Origin of the sequence: Luteibacter sp. 621 (assembly GCF_050435445.1) — a bacterium.
GTDB lineage: Bacteria > Pseudomonadota > Gammaproteobacteria > Xanthomonadales > Rhodanobacteraceae > Luteibacter.
Genome location: NZ_JBNDKI010000021.1, coordinates 41,930 through 59,075, shown reverse-complemented (window position 1 = coordinate 59,075; position 17,146 = coordinate 41,930). Strand labels below are relative to the sequence as shown.

General features: G+C 64.3%; 20 protein-coding genes. 10 read left to right on the top strand and 10 right to left on the bottom strand.

Going from position 1 to position 17,146, the window contains the following annotated elements; translation table 11 throughout:
• Positions 1-3 precede the first annotated feature (3 nt).
• From ABIE56_RS18835 to ABIE56_RS18815, 5 genes are all read left to right on the top strand, one after another.
• A complete protein-coding gene (locus tag ABIE56_RS18835) occupies positions 4-474 on the top strand; it encodes a DoxX family protein (protein WP_429245340.1) in 471 nt (156 codons plus the stop codon).
• 103 nt (positions 475-577) lie between these two features.
• Positions 578-847: a BufA2 family periplasmic bufferin-type metallophore gene (bufA2, locus tag ABIE56_RS18830; RefSeq protein ID WP_429245339.1), complete on the top strand. Its 270-nt coding sequence runs from the start codon at positions 578-580 to the stop codon at positions 845-847.
• 49 nt (positions 848-896) lie between these two features.
• On the top strand, positions 897-1,733 hold the full coding sequence (gene bufB, locus ABIE56_RS18825; protein ID WP_429245338.1) for an MNIO family bufferin maturase: 837 nt from the start codon (positions 897-899) through the stop codon (positions 1,731-1,733).
• On the top strand, positions 1,730-2,461 hold the full coding sequence (locus ABIE56_RS18820; RefSeq protein WP_429245337.1) for a DNA-binding domain-containing protein: 732 nt from the start codon (positions 1,730-1,732) through the stop codon (positions 2,459-2,461). Before bufB ends, ABIE56_RS18820 begins: the two co-directional genes overlap by 4 nt.
• Positions 2,462-2,553: 92 nt before the next feature.
• Positions 2,554-2,955 carry a DoxX family protein gene (locus ABIE56_RS18815; RefSeq protein ID WP_429245336.1) on the top strand — a complete coding sequence of 134 codons (402 nt, stop codon included), beginning with the start codon at positions 2,554-2,556 and terminating at the stop codon, positions 2,953-2,955.
• 2 nt (positions 2,956-2,957) lie between these two features.
• On the opposite strand, the gene ABIE56_RS18810 is transcribed toward ABIE56_RS18815, so the two are convergent.
• From ABIE56_RS18810 to rclC, 6 genes are all read right to left on the bottom strand, one after another.
• Positions 2,958-4,643, bottom strand: coding sequence for a hypothetical protein (locus tag ABIE56_RS18810; protein WP_429245335.1), 1,686 nt, complete (start codon positions 4,641-4,643; stop codon positions 2,958-2,960).
• On the bottom strand, positions 4,640-4,783 hold the full coding sequence (locus ABIE56_RS18805) for a hypothetical protein (protein WP_429245334.1): 144 nt from the start codon (positions 4,781-4,783) through the stop codon (positions 4,640-4,642). Before ABIE56_RS18805 ends, ABIE56_RS18810 begins: the two co-directional genes overlap by 4 nt.
• A 41-nt stretch (positions 4,784-4,824) precedes the next feature.
• Positions 4,825-7,032 carry a TIR domain-containing protein gene (locus ABIE56_RS18800; RefSeq protein ID WP_429245333.1) on the bottom strand — a complete coding sequence of 736 codons (2,208 nt, stop codon included), beginning with the start codon at positions 7,030-7,032 and terminating at the stop codon, positions 4,825-4,827.
• A gap of 160 nt (positions 7,033-7,192) precedes the next feature.
• A complete protein-coding gene (locus tag ABIE56_RS18795; protein ID WP_429245332.1) occupies positions 7,193-7,507 on the bottom strand; it encodes a lipid-A-disaccharide synthase N-terminal domain-containing protein in 315 nt (104 codons plus the stop codon).
• 55 nt (positions 7,508-7,562) lie between these two features.
• The gene (locus ABIE56_RS18790; RefSeq protein WP_429245331.1) at positions 7,563-7,700 is read right to left on the bottom strand and encodes a hypothetical protein; all 138 of its coding nucleotides are present in this window, start codon (positions 7,698-7,700) and stop codon (positions 7,563-7,565) included.
• Positions 7,701-7,922: 222 nt separating this feature from the next.
• Complete coding sequence (gene rclC, locus ABIE56_RS18785; protein ID WP_429245330.1) at positions 7,923-8,504, bottom strand: reactive chlorine resistance membrane protein RclC; 582 nt, start codon at positions 8,502-8,504, stop codon at positions 7,923-7,925.
• 225 nt (positions 8,505-8,729) lie between these two features.
• On the opposite strand from rclC, the gene ABIE56_RS18780 reads away from it, so the two are divergent.
• Positions 8,730-8,930: a hypothetical protein gene (locus ABIE56_RS18780; RefSeq protein ID WP_429245329.1), complete on the top strand. Its 201-nt coding sequence runs from the start codon at positions 8,730-8,732 to the stop codon at positions 8,928-8,930.
• Positions 8,931-8,934: 4 nt separating this feature from the next.
• Here the strand turns inward: ABIE56_RS18780 and ABIE56_RS18775 are convergent, their stop codons facing one another.
• Complete coding sequence (locus ABIE56_RS18775; protein WP_429245328.1) at positions 8,935-9,834, bottom strand: LysR family transcriptional regulator; 900 nt, start codon at positions 9,832-9,834, stop codon at positions 8,935-8,937.
• Between the two features lie 119 nt (positions 9,835-9,953).
• On the opposite strand from ABIE56_RS18775, the gene ABIE56_RS18770 reads away from it, so the two are divergent.
• The 3 genes from ABIE56_RS18770 to ABIE56_RS18760 all read left to right on the top strand — a co-directional run bounded on the left by ABIE56_RS18770 (position 9,954) and on the right by ABIE56_RS18760 (position 12,727).
• Positions 9,954-10,676 (top strand): SDR family NAD(P)-dependent oxidoreductase, encoded by a 723-nt coding sequence (locus tag ABIE56_RS18770; protein ID WP_429245327.1) that lies wholly within the window; start codon positions 9,954-9,956, stop codon positions 10,674-10,676.
• Positions 10,676-11,161, top strand: a complete 486-nt coding sequence (locus ABIE56_RS18765) for a RidA family protein (protein ID WP_429245326.1) — start codon at positions 10,676-10,678, stop codon at positions 11,159-11,161. Before ABIE56_RS18770 ends, ABIE56_RS18765 begins: the two co-directional genes overlap by 1 nt.
• A gap of 75 nt (positions 11,162-11,236) precedes the next feature.
• Entirely contained in the window at positions 11,237-12,727 is a 1,491-nt protein-coding gene (locus tag ABIE56_RS18760; protein ID WP_429245325.1) for a hypothetical protein, read from the top strand.
• On the opposite strand, the gene ABIE56_RS18755 is transcribed toward ABIE56_RS18760, so the two are convergent.
• The gene (locus ABIE56_RS18755; protein WP_429245324.1) at positions 12,724-13,746 is read right to left on the bottom strand and encodes a sulfite exporter TauE/SafE family protein; all 1,023 of its coding nucleotides are present in this window, start codon (positions 13,744-13,746) and stop codon (positions 12,724-12,726) included. The genes ABIE56_RS18760 and ABIE56_RS18755 overlap by 4 nt on opposite strands.
• 194 nt (positions 13,747-13,940) lie before the next feature.
• Here ABIE56_RS18755 and ABIE56_RS18750 point away from each other — a divergent pair, with 194 nt between their 5' ends.
• Positions 13,941-15,044 (top strand): glycosyltransferase family 9 protein, encoded by a 1,104-nt coding sequence (locus ABIE56_RS18750; protein WP_429245323.1) that lies wholly within the window; start codon positions 13,941-13,943, stop codon positions 15,042-15,044.
• 1 nt (position 15,045) lies between these two features.
• On the opposite strand, the gene ABIE56_RS18745 is transcribed toward ABIE56_RS18750, so the two are convergent.
• Both ABIE56_RS18745 and ABIE56_RS18740 read right to left on the bottom strand, forming a co-directional pair.
• Positions 15,046-16,449, bottom strand: coding sequence for a sensor histidine kinase (locus ABIE56_RS18745; RefSeq protein ID WP_429245322.1), 1,404 nt, complete (start codon positions 16,447-16,449; stop codon positions 15,046-15,048).
• Complete coding sequence (locus tag ABIE56_RS18740) at positions 16,446-17,111, bottom strand: response regulator (RefSeq protein ID WP_429245321.1); 666 nt, start codon at positions 17,109-17,111, stop codon at positions 16,446-16,448. The genes ABIE56_RS18745 and ABIE56_RS18740 overlap by 4 nt, the downstream gene beginning before the upstream one ends.
• Between the last annotated feature and the right edge of the window lie 35 nt (positions 17,112-17,146).

Sequence of the window (17,146 nt, the reverse complement as noted above, 5' to 3'; positions counted from 1 at the left end):
CCCATGGAATCTCTCGCCACGACACCCACGGCCACACGCTCACTCCGCGACCGATGGAACGCGCTCGCCACGCAGGCCGAGAAGCTGCTCGGGCACTCGTTCCTTGCCCTGACCTGCCGCGTATCGATCGCCGCGATCTTCTTCCAGTCTGGGCGAACCAAGGTCGATGGGTTCCTGACCATCACCGAAGGCACCTACGAGCTTTTCCGTACCGAATACAAGCTGCCACTGCTTCCACCCGAGATCGCGGCGCACATGTCGGCGTACGTCGAAACGTTCGTACCCATGTTCCTCGTGCTAGGCCTGTGCACACGGCTTTCAGCGACGGTGCTGCTGGGCATGACCACCATCATCGAGGTCTTCGTCTACCCCGACGCGTGGCCGACGCACCTGTCGTGGGCGGCTATCCTCCTTTACCTTATCGCCCGGGGTGGTGGCCGCTGTTCGCTGGACCACGTGCTGCGCATCCGTTGATGCGGGCATCACGAATTTTTTTGCCACACGTGTAACCGGCCAGCCAACGCCGACGAACTTATCCATGCCACTTCGGCAACCTATTACTTCACGGAGACTCGCCATGCAAACCGCCACGCACAGCATTGCCGCCGCTGCCGCCCTCCTCGCCGTCTCTGCCGCTGCCATCGTCGCGCCCGCACAGGCGGCTGATCAGGCTGCCGGCAAGACCGTCCACTGTTATGGCATCAACACCTGCAAGGGCACCTCGGATTGCAAATCGGGCAACCACGAGTGCAAGGGCCAGAACCAGTGCAAGGGCCAGGGCTTCAAGGCCGTCTCGGTATCCGAGTGCAAGGCGCAGGGCGGCAGCACCACCCCGCCGGCCGCCTGATCGCAGCGCCCGGCCGCACCATGCGGCCGGGCCCTTCCCGGAGAGCACCATGGCCACCACCACCACCCTTCCGACCTTCCACGGCTTTGGCCTGGGCCTGCGCGTGCCGCATTACGAGGATGTACTGGCAACGAAGCAGCCGCTGGATTTCGTTGAAGTCATCTCCGAGAACTTCATGGTGGATGGCGGCAGGCCGTTACACATGCTGGAGCAGGTGCGTGCCAGCTACCCTCTCGCGCTGCATGGCGTCTCCATGAATATCGGGGCGGTCGATGGCCTCGATATGGATTACCTAAAGCAACTGCGCCGCCTGGCCGATCGCTTCGATCCGCTATGGGTATCCGATCACGTGTGCTGGACCGCCGTCGACGGCATCCAGGCTCATGACCTGCTGCCGCTGCCGTATAGCGATGAAGCACTGGATGTCGTGAGCCGCAACGTACGCGTTGCCCAGGACGTGCTCGGCAGGCCCCTGGTGCTCGAGAATCCATCTACGTATCTCGAATTCCCGGGCTCCATGACCGAAGCGGCGTTCCTTGCCGCGCTCTGCGCGCGCACGGGTTGCTACCTGCTGCTCGATGTCAACAACATCGTCGTAAGCGCCACCAATCATGGCCGCAGCGTCGACGAGTGGCTCGACCACATCCCGCTGGATCGCGTACGCCAGATCCACCTGGCGGGGCATAGCCAGGGTCGTGACCTGCTGGTCGATACGCACGATGCGCCGGTGCCGACGTCAGTGTGGGACCTTTACCAGCGCTTTATTTCGCGCCTTGGGCCCGTCGCCACCATGATCGAACGCGATGACCACATTCCCCCGTTTGCCGAGCTGCTTGCTGAATTGCAGGTGGCCCGGGATGTGGCGGGTATCGCTGCGGCCGCATGAAACTGATCGACCTGCAACGCGCGCTGCTGGCATCGCTCGCCGGCGTAGAGGGCGCCATCGCGGCCGACCCTCGCGGCGTGCGTGTGTATGCCAACAACCATCGCGGCCAGTTGCTCGGCGCGTTGCGCGAAACGTATGAACGGGTCGCCCTGTGGGTGGGCGATGAGGTGTTCGACGCGCTGGCCCAGGGCTATATCGACGACAACCCCTCAGCGGCGTGGAGCCTGAACGACTACGGGCACGGCTTTCCCGCCTTTGTCGCCAACACGCTCGTGCAACCCGACCCCGCAGCGGAACTGGCGTGGCTGGATCACGCCCTGCGTCAGGCGTTCTATGCGCAGGATGCTTCCCCGCTGACGTTACGGGCCGTGGTGGTCGCCGACTGGGAACAGGCGACCTTCACGTTCGTGCCTTCGTTACGCTTCCGGCACCTGCATACGAATGCGGCGGCCATCTGGTCGGCGCTTTCCACCGTGGAGGGGCACCCAGCGCCTGCTCTTCTCCCAGCCCCCGTAGCGGTCAGGGTCTGGCGCAGCGACCTCGCACCGCGCTTTGTCAGCATGCCTCCGCATGAAACCGCCTGCCTCGACCTTGCGATGGCTGGGGGCACCTTTGGCGACCTGTGTGCATTGCTTGCGGCGCAACAACCCGATGCGGATATCGCTACCGTGGCTGGGCAGCTCTTGCGGGAATGGTTCGAGGATGGTCTTGTGGCATCGGTGGCCTGAGCGCTGCCCGGCACGCCGCGCCTGTACAAGACAGCGCGCGCCGCCACGGCAGAATGCCAGCGTTACACGACCATCAGGACCAGGAGCTCGCCGTGACCATCGATCGCTATCCCGCTGTTTCATTCATTGGCCGCCTGCTCATGTGCAGCCTGTTCCTTGTGTCTGGCATCGGCAAGGTGGCGGCTCCCGCGGCTACCAAGGCGTACATCGCCTCGGCCGGCCTCCCGTTGCCCGATATCGCCTACCTCGCCGCCATCGCTGTCGAGCTTGGCCTGGGCACCCTTCTGCTGCTTGGCTACCGCACTAAACTGGTCGCAGGGCTCATGGCGCTGTTTACCCTCGCGACGGCCTTCGCCTTCCACGCTCACTTCGATGATGCGAACCAGCAGATCCACTTCCTGAAGAACCTGTCGATCGCCGGCGGGCTTATCCAGTTCGCCGTGTGGGGCGCGGGTGCGTGGAGCCTGGATGGCCTGCGGGCTCGCCGGATCTGAACTTACAGCTTGCTGTGCTCCACCTGCCGTTCGCGCTGCATGAGCGTCCACTCGGCGTGTTCGGTGAGGGCCGCTTCACCCAGCGCGTGCAGGATCGCGCGTTGCTGGGCCGGGTCGTGGGCGCGGTCGAGCGCGCAGCGCGCACTCGTGAAAATCCGCTGCATGAAGCAGTACTGGCGCATGAGCTCACGATCGGCCTTGCGGTATGCGTAGGCCTCACGAACCGCCGCGATGATGGATAGCACCGCCATCAAGGTCACCAGGGTGACCTTGGTTTCCTCGCCGAGCCTCAGCGCGAACACGGCAAGGAACACACTGATCGCAATGCCGCCCCACAGACTGATGCGGCCCACGGTCTCGGTGATGTGATGCAACCCGGTGCGCTCGGCGGTCTTGGATTCGTAGTAGTGCAGCTGCCCTGACTTGCCGGATTCGCCGACCCATTCGTCAATGACTTCCTGCAGGCTCACGTCGCCGGGCTCTTCGGGGTGAGTGGACGGGTACAGGCTTGCCGCCCGCATCACGTTGCGGATCCAGCCCAGTTCGATGTTCTGCTTCTGCAGGAAGTTATCGTGCGCGAACTCGTGGTCGGCGCTGGCCGCTATGCCTGCGCGGCGCCAGCACGACTGGATGCGCAAGCCTTCCGCCAGGGCGCGGTAATCAAGGTACTTGCGATGCCATCCACGCCTTCCTGCCAGCATCGCGACGAAACCGCCCGTGGCGAACAGCAGGAGGAACCCGTAGATGAGCGAATTATTGCCTGGCAGGTGAGCGTAGAACGTAAACGCGATACCCATCAGCGCGGCGACCGTGTATGTGGCGCGCAGCGCCAGCACCACGCGCTTGCGGAAATGGATGGCAAGCCAGTCGGCTTGGTGGAACACCTCTTCGATGATGGCTGTGGCGCCAGAGGGGCTGCCATGCAGGCTGCGCGGTGCAGCGTCGATCTCGCCGGCATGGCGCTTCGCGTCATCGCTGAATTCCGCCATGCGCTCGAACATGAGGCGGAAATCCCCGGGTAGCTTCGGCTGGAACGCCATGTCTTCGGCAATCCGCCAGCCTGCCTCCCACCGGTTCAGGCCCTCGGCCACAGGTTCACCCGCGCGCGGGCACACGATGTGGTAAAGCAGGCTTTCGTCGCCACCCGCCAACACATGACGCATGCGGTTGTGATGCAGTGTCGGCCCAGGCAGCCCACCCGTCAGGTGGTAGTGCACGATCTGCGCGGTGCCCCCTACCCCATTGGCCTCATTACCGTCCCACAGGGCAAGCAGCACATGGCAATGGCTGGCAATGTACACGCCGGCCTTCGCGTACTGCCGGTCGCGGGCCGCCCCCGGTGAGCCCACGATATGCCGCGGTATATCCATCAACCGCGGCAGCAGCACCACCTCCGCCCGTTTCCGCAGCGATTCGAAGGTGGCGTGAACTCCCGCGTCATCGAAGTCGTCGACGTACAGCTCGGGCGGCAGGGGCAAGGGCGCAACCAGTCGCGCCCCCACCCCAAGCGCTTCTTCCGCCACGAGCTGGTCACCTCCTTCGGCCAGCGCAGAGAGCACGAGCAAGGGTAGCCCCGGGAAATCTTCCTGGAGTTGCGCGAAGAATGCCCGGACCTTTTCGCGAACCGGCTCGATGTCGCCGGGCGCGATATCGCGATGGCTGGTGACACCGACGACCAGTGGGATCATGAGGGTTTGATGCCTGGCTTCCTGGTGACCAGCGCCTCTTTCAGGTTCGCGGGCATCGGGCTGTCGGAATCATCCGGGTTGTTATCGCGGAGGTCGTGGCGATCTTCGCTGCTGGGTTCGTCATCGGGCTTATCGGACATGTCGTTCTCCTGGTGCAGTGGTGGATCATTAACGGTCCCTGCTACCTGCCTCCCACCGTCGCGGCCACCAGCTCGCGCTGGAAGGCCTGGTTGACGGGGTAATCGATGTGCGCGCGACGTAGTTGCTGGACAAGCGCGGGGTCGCGGTAGCCCGCGTTCCATAGCGTGCGGATGAGCGGTTCGGCCTCGGCGTGTCGTCCAAGTGCAAGCATCGCCTCTACCTGGAACGCGACCAGGCGGGGATCCGTTTGCCCATGGGTCGGCGTCGCGGCATCATGCAATGCGCCTTCGCGAAGCGCGCGGGCCTCGGCCGGATCAGGCGAGACATCCGCTGCGGCGAGGTGCGCCGATAATGTCGCCAGCAGCGTGGCGCGATCACCGGGTTGCGCGGCCTTCAGTGGCTCGAGCACCGCCATCGCCTCCGCCGCACTAGCCCTGGCCAGCGCTGTATCGCCACGCTGGCCGGCCTGCAACGATTCCTCTGTACGCGCTTCGGCGTATTCGCGCTGCCAGCCGGCGTTATGCGCATCCTGCTTTCGTAGCCCCATGAAAATGGGCAGCGCCGTGGCCATCAGCTCACGTGCCGCGGAGGCGTCACCCGTCAGGCGTCGCAACCGGGCCAGGTGGGTAGAGAACAGCGCGACATGCTCCTGCGCATCCGTGTTGGTCGCATCGAGCGCCACAAGGGTGTGTGCTGCATCGACCGCTCGTTGCAAGCGTTGCATGCCAGCCGGGACGTCGCCGGCCAGCGCCTGTGCACGCCCAAGAATCGCCTGCACGGTAAGCAAGCTGTCCTTACGATTGGCGTCCTTCGGGTCTGCACTGCTGAGGCGGGCCTGGATCGCCTCGTCGGCCGAGTACTGCGCAATGGCGTTTGCAATCTCGCCGCGCAACAGCGCGACCTTGCCAAGGTTGTAGTGCGCCGAACCCAGCCACTCCGCGACGTCCGCGTCGTGGGGTTCGGCTACCGCGAGCCGCTGCATCCGCGCGAGCATGTCGCCGTAGTGCTTCTCGGCTTCGTCGATCGCACCCCGTGCCTCCATGACACGGCCCATGTTGTTATCCAGCATGGCGAGCTGGAAATGCAGGTCGTTGTTTTCTGGCGCCGTTTGTTCGGCCCGCGCAAGCGTGGCGCGCGCATCGGCGAACGCATGCTGCGCATCATCCAGCCGCGCCTGGCGCCAGTGCACCATGCCGATGAAGGTGACGATTTCCGCGAGCAACACCTGGCGCGGGATGTTCGCAGGGTCCTTCGCCGTGAGGTTGGCGGCTACGGAGCGCGCAGCTTCATAGGATGCCAGGGCCGCATCGAGCCTCCCCTGGTCAAGGCGTACACTCCCGATCTTCTCGAGCGCGGTGGCACGCTGGAGCAGCGCCCTGCCACTCACCTCATGCGTGGGCTGCGCCTGGAAATAGGCCATGGCGCGATCATCCACCGCCTCGAGGATATCCAGGCGGGAGACTTGCGCCAGCTTATCGTTGAGGTCGCCGAGCATGAACGCGACGAGGTCTTCCGCATCCTTCTGCCTGCGCTCAGCCACATGACTGGCCGCTACAGCATCCCGGCGCGCGATGGTCGCGCTGATCGCAAGAATCGTTGTAACGATCATCACAGCTACGGCAACGGTCGATATCGCGACGGCTCGCCGGGCCCGACGCTGCAAGTCCCTGCGTTTAAGCTCATCCAGTCCGACGCCAAGCATGCCGGCCACGAGCTTGCAGAGGGCGTCGTGCTTGCCATCACCACCGAGACGCACATCGGCCGCCAAGGGCTCGATCACATCATCGGTGAGGTTGCCTTCCGCGTCGTAGCGCTGCCTTAGTGCCGGCGGGAAGCATTCCTCTGCGCCACGCCCGGTCATCCGGCTTGCGTTGGGCTCACCCGCCACAACCAGGCAGAAGATGCGTTCCGCGCCGCCGAGGCGTTGGTAAGTGCGGATTTCTTCGTCGACCCAACGTGACAGTGCCGCCTCGGGGGAGCACACGACCAGCAGGCATGCCGACTGCGCAAGGGCATCGCTTACTTCCTTACCCAGGTCGCGCGCGGTGGCCAGTTCATCGGTGTCGCGGAAGATAGGCACCAGGCGTTTGGGCACGGCCCCACGATCCGTGACGCGCCCGATGAGCCGGTGCGGCACGGCGTACGTTTCCAGCGCACGATGCAGCCACGCCGCCCAGGTCTTGTCCCGGTGGCTGTAGCTGATAAAGGCCCGGTAGCGGACCGCCTGCGCCGTCGACCGTTGCGCCACCACGCGTGCTCTCCCCACGACCTGCGCCGAGGACGCCCCATCCCCCCCCAAGGGATAAGGCACGGACCTGTCCGCCTGCCCGGACACGCGAGTTCTTACGCTAGCACCAAAACGTGACCACCATCACACACTCTACGTATTACCCGGGTCAAACAATGCTCTACCTCGACTTTTTGAGCAGCCACAGATTTCTTCCATAGAGGGCAGGCAAAAACACGTAGCTGAGAATGACAGGGAGTTTGTCCAGATGGACGGCGTAGACGAGGGATACAAGGCTCCCCCAAAAACTGAGGTGCCAGAACGCGGAAGGAACGACGATTCGTCCCTTGCGCTCGGAGCGCAGCCATTGGATCAGGAAGCGGCTGCTGAAGAGGAAGCCTCCGAACAGGCCAACGCAAGTCCAGATCGGAGAGTCGGCATATAGCCACGAGACAACAGGTTCCAGGTGTTGTCTCAGCAAGGATTCGTTTGTCATTTTTATCGTCGCGCTGGGTAACTAGGTGGGCGCGTGCTAAGCACGCGCCCACTTCTTAGATGCCGGACCGGAAGAAGGAGCCCAGCCAACGGTCAATCCAACCGCCTTCCACCTGACCGTCGCCAGGAATGCACATCAGGATCTCGTGGTTACCCTTGAGCGACGCTTCCAGTTTGCGTTCGTATTCGTTCATTGCTAGTCCTTTTGCATGGATGAAGATCCTTCACCAGGAGCACGGTCATCACGTTCCGTGCTCAGCGATGATCGCGTGACCGGCGCATGATCGAAGCAACTCTCGGACCGCGTGTGGCACAACTGGTGGTTGCGCCATCAAGGTAATAGCGGGTCTCGCGACACCACTTACGTCGACGCCTTTGAATGGGCACCTGCATAGGTGGCGGTTTACCACGCACGCTCAGGACGCTCGACGCTTCTCGGCCAGGATCCGCTTTGCGGCATCGATGCCGATGACCCACGCGCCGGCCATCATGAGGGTGTCCTTCAGCACCAGGCGCCCGGCGCCCGAGAGGTACGGGAAGCCGTGTTGTGCATCGCCGAGTGCAGGCACCCATGCTTCAGGCGTGGTGATCAGGAACGATAGCGTTACGACGGTCGTGGCGAACGAGAGGAACGCGCCCAGCAGCCCGAGTCGCTTCGAGAACGGGAACGACAGCACAAGGGCGGCGATCGTCAGTTCAACGACGCCAAGGCCGCGGGAAAAACCATAGGTGTTGTTCTGTTCTTGCCACGCGCGTTGTTCGGGAACGAGCTGGCCTTCACGCGTCAGGTGCGGCTTGTATTCCGTGGGGTGCTCGTAGAAGAACGACATCACCGGGCTGTTTGCTACGAACGGGGTGATGCTGTCGGCCTCGAAAGGTACGAACTTCAATGCGCCGATCCAGATAAAGACGATGGCGATGGCAAGGCGAATGAGGGTTGGCCCCACCGATTCGAGGCGGACAAAGCGCTCCAGGAGGGAACGAAAGGCAGTGGTCATGGCAGCTCCAGGGTTCATCGGGCGGTGTTGCCCGGCTGGTGCACATGGTCCACCGCGAACTGCGAGACGATAAGACTCTTGATACTCATGTTCTGGCGCAATCGTCTCACGCGACCGTGAACGTTTAGATGTCGTGTTTTCCATTCGATTCAGCCGCTCGGCTGGGTTTCGTGCCATGCTGGCCCCACGTTTCACCTAACACGTCGAACACCGACAGGAGCAGCAATGAAGCGTTTCACGATCCTGGCAGCGATTCTTGGCACGGCCGCCTCCCTTTACATCGCGGGCTTCGCCACGGGCGCCATGTTCCTCTTCGCCGCTGGTGCGCTTTTTGAAGGCGCCTTCTGGATCACCCTGCTCCGCAAGCCGCGCCCGGTACGCATCGTGGTCAAGCGCGATGAGCCGCCGCGCCGTCGCTACCGCTGAACCGTTAATCCCGTCGCCACGACGGGCTTTGCCATGCCGCCAGCGCATCCAGGAATACCTGCAGGCGCTGGGGCATGAACCGGCGGGTGGGATAGACGGCGTGCACCGGGAACTCCGGTGATGACCACTCCGGTAGCAGCCGCACCAACTCGCCCGCGGCGATCTTCTCGTCGCAATAGGCCGATGGCAGGAAGCCCACGCCATGGCCGCGATAAACGAACGCACTTACCGAATTGAAGTCGCGGCTGGTTAGCGGCCCGCTCACGTGCACGCGCTCGGCGTGCCTCCCCTTGATCAGCAGCCACTCGGCCTGGTTGTTGCGGGCGTTGATCATCACGCAATCGAACGCCTGCAGGTCCTGCGGCTTTTGCGGGAGCTTGCGCCCGGCGAGGTATTCCGGCGTCGCTACGATATAGCGGAAGCTCGTGCCGAGGCGACGTGCCACCAGCGCCGAATCGTGCAGGTCGCCGTAGCGGATGGCCACGTCGATGTTTTCCCCGATCAGATCGAGGAAGGCATTGGTGATGTGCAGATCCACCCGGATGCGCGGGAACGCGCGCATGAATTCCGACACGAACTCAAAAAAGGGCGCCTGGCCCAGGATGACCGGAACAGATACGCGCAAGAGGCCTTCCGCGGTCTTCTGTGTCTGCGTCAGCGCCCGCTCCGCGTCATGCAGTTCGTTGAGCGGCTCGCTGCACTGCTCGTAATACGCCCTGCCCTGCACGGTGAGGCTGAGCTTGCGCGTGCTGCGCTGGATCAGCGTGACTCCCAACTCATCTTCGAGCGCCGTGACCCGCCGGCTTACGGTCGATACCGGCATGCCCAGCGCCTGGGCGGCACGGCTGAAGCTGCCCAACTGGGCCACCCGGATAAACACCGCGATGTCGTTGAGGTCGAGCATGTCGCGACTTTTGCACAGATGGAAAAGAGATTCCAGACTTTTCCGTCTAATCAAGTAATGCGGATCGGCGGAGGATACCCATCCAGCAAGACACCTCCCCTACCGATTCGGAGTCACTTATGAACGCTAAAACCATCATTGTCACCGGCGCTTCGCAGGGCATCGGCGCCGGGCTCGTCAAGACCTTCCTCGATCGCGGCTATAACGTGGTCGCGACGTCGCGCAAGGTCAGCGAGTCGAAAGAGCTGCCGGTCTCCGATCGCCTGATCCGCGTGGACGGCGATGTCGCCGACGCCGCCACCGCCGAAGCCGTCGTGAAGGCCGCCGTGAAGGCGTTCGGCAAGGTCGATGGCCTGGTCAATAACGCCGGCATCTTCATCGCCAAGCCGTTCACCGATACCACCGAAGAAGACTACCGCCAGCTGCTGTCGATCAACCTGGATGGTTTCGTGTACATGACCCAGCGCGTGATCACGCAGATGCTTGCCCAGGGTACTGGTGGCGCCATTACCAGCATTACTTCGCCCCTGGCCGATCACCCGATCGCGGGCGTCCCCGCCGCGGTGGCCATGATCACCAAGGGTGGCATTGAGTCGGCCTCACTGAACCTCGCCATGGAATACGCGCAACAGGGTATCCGCGTGAACACCGTCGGCCCCGGCATCGTCGATACGCCGATGCACGCCAACGGCCCGAAGGACATCCTGGCGACGCTCTCGCCGATCCATGGCATCTCGGCCATCCAGGAAGTTGTCGATGCCGTGGTGTTCGTCACCGAGGCGCCGCGCGTCACTGGCGAAGCGCTCCGTGTGGATGGCGGCGCCCACCTGGGTAAGTGGTGATGAACGCCCCGCAAGCGCAGGCCGCTGGCGCAGAACAGCGGCTGGTGGAACTGGGTATCACGCTCCCCCCGCCACCGTCGCCGTTTGGCAAGTACGTCGAAGCGGTGCGCGTTGGCAACATGGTGTACTTCAGCGGCATGCTACCCGCCGTGGGCCATGACCTGCCCCTGCTGGGCCGCGTAGGCGAGGCGCTGACGGTAGCCGATGGCCGCAAGGCGGCAGAAATGGCCGCCCTCAGCGCACTGGCCGCCGCGAAAGCGTTCCTGGGCTCGCTCGATAGGGTGACGGCCGTCGCGAAGCTGGGCATCTACATCGCAACGGTTGGTGATTTTCGCGAGCATCCCGCGATCGCTGACGGCGCCTCGGAGCTGATGGCCAGCGTGTTTGGCGAGGACAAGCTCGCTCCTCGCGTTGTCCTGGGCATGGCCAGCCTGCCGCTGGGCGTGCCGGTGGAACTGGAAGTACTGCTCGAAGTCGCGTATTGATCGTGACCTGGCGGGCGGCTCAAGTTTTTGCGCCGCCCGTCGTTACCCAAGGGAGCCATAAGACGAAGGATCGTTGTGAATCCCCTGCTGCTGAAAACGACTCAAGACTCGCCTGCCGCATCGTGGCAGGACAGGCTTTACGCGTTGACCTCGAAGCCTGCTGCGTCGACCCACGCGCCGATGAAGCCATCGGTCGTCTACGAGGCAAGCACGCCCGCACCTGACCCCACCTATGGCGGCGCGGCGACGGCAACCGTTGATCCCTCGTCGGACGATGCGCTCGCCGCCCTGATGGCGCGCAACAGTGCATCCAGCCAGCCCGCCGGTCTTTTCGCTGGGCTTGGCCAGGCGCTGCTGGGCCGCTTTGCCACCGATGGGGCGAATTTCGTCTCCGACGCGCCGGGTACAGGTAGTGCTGATGCGTCCATCAGCCTTGGCATCCGCACGGCCAGCGGCGCCACGGTCAAGCTCTCCTTGAGCGGGACCCAGAGCGGCCTCTCCGTTAGCCTTACCTCCGACCGAACCCTCACCGATAGCGAGAAGCAGGCAGTGGCCGGCCTTGCCCGTGCCTTCCAGGATGCCGTCGATGGCCTTGGCAAGCAGCCGCCCACGCTTTCGCTCGATGGCCTGATGTCCGCCGATCCCTCGGTGCTCACCAGCGTGGACCTCAACGCATCGATCGCCACCGCGCCAGGTGTGCACGAATCCATCGCACTTCACACCGGTAGCGACAGCCGCTCGCTCAAGGTCGATGGCGCAGGTGGCTCAATCGCGCTGGACCTCGACATGAGCAACCCCGCGACCTGGGGCAATCGTGCGCAGCGCGATGCCTCGGTGGCCAGCTACCTTGACCAGATCGATGCCGCTGCGCGACGCGGGCATGCCGATGCGTCGCTGGTAAGCCTGTTCAAGGATGGCTTCAGCCAACTCAACAGCAACTACCCGCCATCACCCTCGGACGCGGCAACGCGGGCCAGCGTTCGCGGCCTCTCGGGCAACGATCATGCGTTGTTAACGGGGCTCGCGGATTTCGATGTATCCATCTCGCAGGCAACCCAGGCGTCCAACCCACGGCAAGGCAGCGAACTGGATACGTTCAACTACGACGCGTCCCAATCCACCACGCTCAGCGGACGCAACGCCAGTGACCGCCACATCGCGCAATCGCAAACCAGCCACCTGACCGCGAGCTTCCACACCTCGCCGTGGCCAGACACACCCCTCAACCTCACCGACAAGCTCGGCTCGCAGAACTACAACTACACGACGATCGACGACTCCGCGCACGCCAGTACAAATATCGCGTACGCCAAGGGCAAGCTGATTACCGCCTCCGTGAGCCACGATGCCAGCCAGGATACGCACGTACTCAAGTACATGGTCGGCCAGCTGGTTGATGACACGGATACACCGGCACACCAGGAAGCCACGCGCGACCTTCTGCCGCTGCTGACGGAAAATGCACGGCACCCCGGCTCGGCGGCGGACCAGGCCAATGCTGCCGATGTGCTCCATGCGTACAGCAAGCTGCAGGCGGATCCGTCACGACTGGGACCGCGCGGCTAGAGCTTGTACTTCTCCATGACGTCACCCCGCCAGACGTGCAGCTCGAAGCGCCGGCGGGTGAGCGAGTGAACCACCTCGACCATCGCGTGATCGGCATCCGCAGCCAACGCTTCCGCGCGGGCGCGTAACCCCTCGGGCAATGCCGACAACGCCACCTCGTACTCCACTTCCGGGGCTTCATCGCGGCGAAGCTCCAGCGTGGCCACGCGCCCGAACCCATGGATACGGGCATCGACGCCGCCGTGGACACGTCGCGGCTCGACCGCAAGCCCATGGCGTGCGACCAACTCACTACCCGCGCCTAGCAGCATCGCGGTGCCGGCAATCACCATGGAGGCGTAGCCCACCCGGCGAAACACGGATTCGCTGATCAGCGGAAGCACGTAACGCACGCCAAGTGTCGCGGCGATCGCCCCCGCACCAAGGACCCCGCCCGCGACAAGCGACTCGCCTGTCACCAGACCGAAATACGCATAGATCGCCAGTTTCACACCATGCAGTGCGATCTCGTTGGCCGCGCGCGTGGCCACCAGGTGCTCTTTCGACAGGCCGTAGCGAAGGTAGAAGCCGTTGAACAGCAGACCAACCGCGCCCGTAAATCCGGAAACCGCTCCCGCCAGTACCCCGACGCAAACCAGCAGCGGCCGTGCCGGGGCACGCTGCGCAACGCCACGCTGCGGTTTGCGCCACAGCATGGGGAAGTTCGCCACAAGGAACAGGCCAACCATCCATTGTGCGTAGGCGGGACTCACGTACTGGAGAAGCCACGCACCCATGAGCGCGCCCGGCAAGGAACACGGAACAAACCAGCGCACGATCCCCCACTCGATGTGCCGGCAGAACGCGCCGATACGTGCGATCGAACTGGCTGCGCTGCCCAGCGATAGCGCGACCGGCACTTGCTCCATGCCGAGCCCCATCCTTAGCACTGGCATCAACACCAGGCCGGCACCGCCGCCACTGACAGCACTAACCGCGAACGCCGCCACCGTGCAAATGAAAAGTACGACCAGGAACATGCAACGCCTCCATGAAGCGGGGCAGCATCGCGGCGCGACCTTAGCGGGAGCTTCGGCTTGACCCTGTGCATCACGCGATCGTTCATCTAAGGCCGTACTAAGTAAGCATCCTGTCATACGGCTGACAGGAGGCTCTAAGGTGACGACGGCAAGGTGTGCGCAACGCTCACTCCCTCCGCGCCACCGGAATCTGCATGCCCATGATCGCCGCCGCTTCACGCACCGCGACCTCCCCGGACGGGAAGCGCACGCCCATGCATGGACGACTGCAATCATTTCGCCGGCAAGCTGCCGCGTGGATGGCGAAGCGGGTATTTCCGCATGCGGCCAACCTGGTCGCCCCAGGCGAACTGCCGCGGGGCGGCATCCAGCGCATCCTCGTGTGCCGGCCGAACCACCGGTTAGGCAACACCTTGATGGTGACGCCGCTGATCGCCGAACTGGAGGCGCGTTTTCCCGGCGCTGAAGTCGACATCCTCGGCTCAGGAGGCGCAACGCAAAGTGTGTTCGCGGGCTATCCCTCGATCGGTGAACTCTTTCTTCTGGACCGGCGTGCCCTGCGCAGGCCTATCGCCACCGCCCGCACCATCAGCCGCCTGCGCACGAAACGCTACGATCTGGTGATCGATGCCGCGTCCGGCTCGTCGTCCGGGCGCATCGCCTCCAGCATGGCGCAGGCGCGGTTCCAGGTACGCGTCGATGGCACGCCGGGCGCGCCTGCGCACTTTGCGATGCGCCCGGTGCACGCGTTACGCGTGGCACTGGGTATGCCTGCTGCGGATTGGCCATCGCTCGACCTGCGCTTGCGCGATACCGAACGCACCACCGGCATGGAGACACTGCAGCGCGTCCTGCGCGCAGGGCCCGAAGGCAGCACCGCCCCTGTCCTCGCCATCTTCCCGAACGCCACGGGCGCCAAGCGCCACGACACTGCGTGGTGGCAACGCTTTATCGCCGTGCTCACGGCGGGCATCGGCGAGCGCCGGATCGTTGAACTGGTCGCGGCCGACGGCATGTCACGGCTGGACAACGCCTACCCCACCTACTTCACGAGCGACCCGCGCAAACTTGCTGCCTTTATCGAGGCCGCGGGCACTTACATCAGTGCCGATTGCGGCGTGATGCACCTTGCCGCTGCGACACGTGCCACCACGATTGGCCTGTTCAACCGCACGGATCCAAAACGGTACGCACCCTTTGGCGACGGGAACGCTGCCGTGCCCTGTGAGGATGGCTGCCCGGAACGCACGGCGGCGCGGGTCGCCACGATCCTCACGAGCAAAGGCACCTTCGCTTAGCTCACCCATCCTGTACCGTACGCACGGCGAGCGGCAGGCGGACACGCACCCGCAAACCACGTCCCCACGGCGCGTCATCCAGGCTTACGACGGCGCCGTGCAGCTGTGCCACGCGCTGCACGATGGAAAGGCCCACGCCAAACCCATCGCCCAGGCCGGTCGCTTCGCGATGGAAGCGCCGGAACACGGCATCACGCCGTTCGGTCGGAATGCCCGGTCCGTCATCGACCACGTCGATCATCGCTTCACCATCGCGGGCTTCGATCACCAGCATCAACCGGCCGTTCGCGGGTACATGCCGCGCGGCGTTTTCGAGCAGGTTCCGGAGCATCGCGGCGAGAGCCTCCGGGTAACCCATGACCGTCACCGGTTCATCCGGCATGCGCACCGTCAGCGTAAAGCGGGTGCAATCGACCGTCGGGGACCATTCGGCGAGAACGTCGCGAGCGACGCGCTGCAGTTCGACCCGCACGAGCGGCAGGTGCGCGTGGTCGTCCAGATGGGCCAGTACCAGTAGTTGCTCCGTGCGGCGTGAGAGCTGACGCAGGCTGGCCAGCGCATCAGGCAATGATGCAGGCGATGTCCCCGCCGTGCCGAACGCTACTGCGCTATCGAGGTTGATCATGGTCGCGGCGATCGGCGTCCGCAGCTCATGGGCCACATCGGCGCTGAAGCGGCGCTCGCGATCCAGGGCGGCTTCAATGCTGTCAATCTGCGCATTGAGTGCATCCACGATGGGCGCGATTTCGCGTGGTGAATCGGCCACCACGACCGGCTCACGGGCGCCGGGCTTACGCCTGGCAAGCAACGTAGCAAGCTTTGCGAGCGGCCGCAGCCCCCGCCGTACCGCCCAGCGCAGGGCGATAAACAACAACGGCAAGCCGATCAGGATGGGCAGCGTCCGTTCCATCGCCACGGCGTTGGTCACGTCACGGCGCGTGTCGTGCCGTTCGGCCACGCTGATCGTGACACCCAGCGTCGGATCCATGCGTGTGTAGACGTGCCAGCGGCGGCGGCGCACTTCGAGCGATACCACCTTGCCATCTGCAGGCAGGTCGCGGGGCAGTTCGCGCATGTTGTCGGTGATAAGGATCGGATCGCCATCCCTGTCGGTGACCCGGTAACCCACTTCGGCTTCATAGGTCGACGCCGGCCCTACGCCATTCGCGATCACCGGTACCGAGGGCAGCGCTTCAAGCCGCGCGTGATTCTGCACCGCCATGACGCCGGTCTGGCGCAACAACGCATCAAGGGTCTCCGCCGTCTGGCGCAGCCGTACGTCGGAGAGTTCGTTGAGTTCGGAGATGGTCCGGTAGGCGGCCAACAGCCCGAGCGGCAGCAGCACCGCGAGAACGGCCACGGCAACACGCCGGCGGAGCCGCCGCTGGAGCGAACCGTCGCTCACGCAGGATCGGCCGGCACCATGTAGCCGAAACCGCGCACCGTGCGGATGCTATCGGCCCCCAGCTTGCGACGGAGCGAGTGCACCAGCACTTCCAGTGCGTTCGGCCCTACGTCGGATTCGCTGCCATAGACCGAACTCTCGATGGTATCGCGGCGGACAATGCGCCCTGCCCGCTCCATCAGCACATGCATCAGGGCGAATTCGCGCCGGGTCAGGTCCACGCGCTCGCCGGCCATCAGTAGCTCCATGCGGCCCACATCAAGGCGCAAGGGGCCAGCCTCGATCAGGTTATCGGCCAGGCCCTGGGCGCGGCGAGCGATGGAACGAATGCGCGCGGCCAGTTCGTCCAGGTGAAACGGCTTGACCAGATAGTCATCCGCGCCAGCATCGAGCCCTTCCACCCTGGCCTCGATGCTGTCACGTGCCGTGACCACGAGAACGGGCGTGCGGATCCCGGCCCGGCGCGCCTCGCGCAGCACCTGGACCCCGTCCTTATTCGGCAGCCCAAGGTCGAGCAGGACCAGGTCAACACTCTCCTGGCGCAGCGCCTCCAGCGCCTCGTTACCCGTGCGCAGCCACATCACCACGTGGGTGAGCTGCTCCAGTGCGCGCTTGATCGCGGCACCCAGCCGTTCGTCGTCCTCGACCACGATGATGTTCACAGGGACCTCCGGGGCTTCATGGCCTCTATTCTGCT

Bases quoted from the DNA above. Each gene is read 5' to 3' on its own strand.
- ABIE56_RS18835 (WP_429245340.1), top strand. From the start codon at position 4: ATGGAATCTCTCGCCACGACACCCACGGCCACACGCTCACTCCGCGAC.
- bufA2 (WP_429245339.1), top strand. From the start codon at position 578: ATGCAAACCGCCACGCACAGCATTGCCGCCGCTGCCGCCCTCCTCGCC.
- bufB (WP_429245338.1), top strand. From the start codon at position 897: ATGGCCACCACCACCACCCTTCCGACCTTCCACGGCTTTGGCCTGGGC.
- ABIE56_RS18820 (WP_429245337.1), top strand. From the start codon at position 1,730: ATGAAACTGATCGACCTGCAACGCGCGCTGCTGGCATCGCTCGCCGGC.
- ABIE56_RS18810 (WP_429245335.1), bottom strand. From the start codon at position 4,643: ATGATCCCACTGGTCGTCGGTGTCACCAGCCATCGCGATATCGCGCCC.
- ABIE56_RS18805 (WP_429245334.1), bottom strand. From the start codon at position 4,783: ATGTCCGATAAGCCCGATGACGAACCCAGCAGCGAAGATCGCCACGAC.
- ABIE56_RS18795 (WP_429245332.1), bottom strand. From the start codon at position 7,507: ATGACAAACGAATCCTTGCTGAGACAACACCTGGAACCTGTTGTCTCG.
- ABIE56_RS18790 (WP_429245331.1), bottom strand. From the start codon at position 7,700: ATGAACGAATACGAACGCAAACTGGAAGCGTCGCTCAAGGGTAACCAC.
- rclC (WP_429245330.1), bottom strand. From the start codon at position 8,504: ATGACCACTGCCTTTCGTTCCCTCCTGGAGCGCTTTGTCCGCCTCGAA.
- ABIE56_RS18780 (WP_429245329.1), top strand. From the start codon at position 8,730: ATGAAGCGTTTCACGATCCTGGCAGCGATTCTTGGCACGGCCGCCTCC.
- ABIE56_RS18775 (WP_429245328.1), bottom strand. From the start codon at position 9,834: ATGCTCGACCTCAACGACATCGCGGTGTTTATCCGGGTGGCCCAGTTG.
- ABIE56_RS18770 (WP_429245327.1), top strand. From the start codon at position 9,954: ATGAACGCTAAAACCATCATTGTCACCGGCGCTTCGCAGGGCATCGGC.
- ABIE56_RS18765 (WP_429245326.1), top strand. From the start codon at position 10,676: ATGAACGCCCCGCAAGCGCAGGCCGCTGGCGCAGAACAGCGGCTGGTG.
- ABIE56_RS18755 (WP_429245324.1), bottom strand. From the start codon at position 13,746: ATGTTCCTGGTCGTACTTTTCATTTGCACGGTGGCGGCGTTCGCGGTT.
- ABIE56_RS18750 (WP_429245323.1), top strand. From the start codon at position 13,941: ATGCCCATGATCGCCGCCGCTTCACGCACCGCGACCTCCCCGGACGGG.